The organism is Mesorhizobium sp. M5C.F.Ca.IN.020.29.1.1 (assembly GCF_003997375.1).
GTDB lineage: Bacteria > Pseudomonadota > Alphaproteobacteria > Rhizobiales > Rhizobiaceae > Mesorhizobium > Mesorhizobium wenxiniae.
The window spans coordinates 1-1,955 of record NZ_RZSW01000827.1; the positions used below are offsets into that span (position 1 = coordinate 1).

At 60.5% G+C, this 1,955-nt stretch carries 1 protein-coding gene and 1 pseudogene; both read right to left on the reverse strand.

Annotated elements, in window-relative coordinates:
* A pseudogene (locus tag EOA85_RS33985) lies at positions 1–529 on the reverse strand (DUF2333 domain-containing protein); the annotation flags it as partial.
* A gap of 35 nt (positions 530–564) precedes the next feature.
* On the reverse strand, positions 565–1,869 hold the full coding sequence (locus EOA85_RS33990) for a DUF6638 family protein (RefSeq protein WP_127212610.1): 1,305 nt from the start codon (positions 1,867–1,869) through the stop codon (positions 565–567).
* Positions 1,870–1,955 lie beyond the last annotated feature (86 nt).

The window sequence follows — 1,955 nt, forward strand, 5'->3', positions numbered from 1 at the left end:
GCTCGACAGCGGTGCGCCGGATGGCCTGATTGACCCCGCGTTGGAAGGAGGCCTTGTTGTCGAGAAACGGCGTGCGGTCCCAGTCCATGCCGAAGAACCCGAGCTTGTAGAGTATCATCGACGAGATCCAGGCGTTCTCGTTGACGTTGAAATCGATGAGATCGGCCGCGACCTGGACAATGGCCGAGTTGGTGCAGGTCTTGACCTCTCCCTCGACACCGGCGGTTTCCCCGGTGGCGGAAGGAGCGGGCTGCGCCGGGGCGGTTCCGGCCGGCTGCGTGAAATTATATGCCTCCGCATACGCGGGATTGAAATTGCTCCAGACCTGCGTGTTCCAGATGAAGTAGCCGTAGAGGCCGATCAGCATGAGCAGAGCGAGGCCGAGCACCGCCTTCAGGATCCAGCCGCGCTGCGTATACCAGTGCCCGGCCCACATGAACGGCCACAGGATCACGCCGACGGCGAAGCCGATGCCGCGGCCGATCCACTGGAAAATCCGTGTGAAGAAATTCACGATCGGATCAAGCATGGCGATGTCACCCCCCTCGTCAGTCAGCCGGTCATTCAATCGGTAAGGCCGTAGAGGCGTGTGCGAAACGCCACCTTTTCTTTCAGATATGTGGTTTTCAGAACGTCCACAACATGTGATCTCCAGGCGTCGCTGAAGCCGTCATAGTCCCTGTAGAATCCCGGTTTGTTGAAGACGTAGCGAGAGACGAAGTCCTGCGGCACGAAATCCGAGATCAGCTGGTTGGTCAGCCAGGCGTCGGGATGGCCGGGCTTGGCCCGGATCACCAGGAAGCGCTGGTGCGGGAACACGTCTTCGATTTTTAGATAGCCAAGGTGAGCGATCTCGCGCTTGGCGGCGTTGAGGAAGGGAAAATTGCCGTCCCTGGTGATCAGGTCGGCATGGCCGTGGATCCAGGTCTGCAGCCAGACCTTGTCGACATCGGTCAGATTACGGTCGGGCTCGGCGTCGCGGATCAGCGCGCGCACCACCATTTCGGCGCGATGTTCGAGATAGCCTGATGTTTCGATCCATGAGGCACGCGGCAGTTCGATGCGGCCGGTCGCGGCGAGGAACTTGAACACCCGGTCGGCATCATTGATCGAGAGGTAGCTCACTTGCCACGGTCGCGAGCGACGGAAGCCTGGGGCTGCCGGGTCGCTGATCACCGTCGTCATGTCCGGGTCGATGAACACATAGAGCCCGCCGAAATGGCTGGTCCAATAGGCGCTGTGACGAAAGATCACCTGATCCGGCACCAGCGCGTTCTCACGGATGTCGCCGCAGATCTTGGCCAGCTCCACCATGCGGGTGAGCATGGCGTTGTCGCGCCAGGCGTCCGGCTCCTGCTTCAGCTGGTCGACGAGCTTGCCGAGTTCGGCGGCCTTGCCGAGCACGTCTTCCGCCGACAGCACCTTGAACTCGACCTGGTTGATCGACAGCAGATCCTCGATGTCGTCGACCTTGGGGACCGAATCCTCGATCTCGCCGTAGATGACATCCTTGATGGTCAGCGCGTCGATGGCGCGCTGGTTCGTCGACATGAACTCGAACATCAGTTGCGAGGTATTGGAAAAGGCGGTGTGGACCACCGGCAGGTCGATCTGCGACGGCGTCAGGATGATAAAACGGCGGTTGATCTCGTTGGGATCTAGGTAGTGGTAGTCGCCGCATTCCTCGGCCACCTGCGGCGAGAAGCCGGTGCGGTCGATCTCGAAACTCTTCAGCTTCGTCGGCTTCAGGCCGAAGGCGACCAAAGCCTTGTTGTAGCGCTGGATGAGATGCGGCTCGTCGATGGTCAGCAGCCGGCCATAGATCAGCTCGTTCTCGCGCAGCAGATCGGATTTCCTGGCGGGGCTCATCTATCCCTTCTCCCCTTGTGGGAGAAGGTGGCCGAGCGAAGCTCGGCCGGATGAGGGGTGTTCCAGCTTGACGAATACCCCTCATC

Coding starts and splice junctions, on each gene's coding strand:
- EOA85_RS33990 (WP_127212610.1), bottom strand. CDS start 1,869: ATGAGCCCCGCCAGGAAATCCGATCTGCTGCGCGAGAACGAGCTGATC.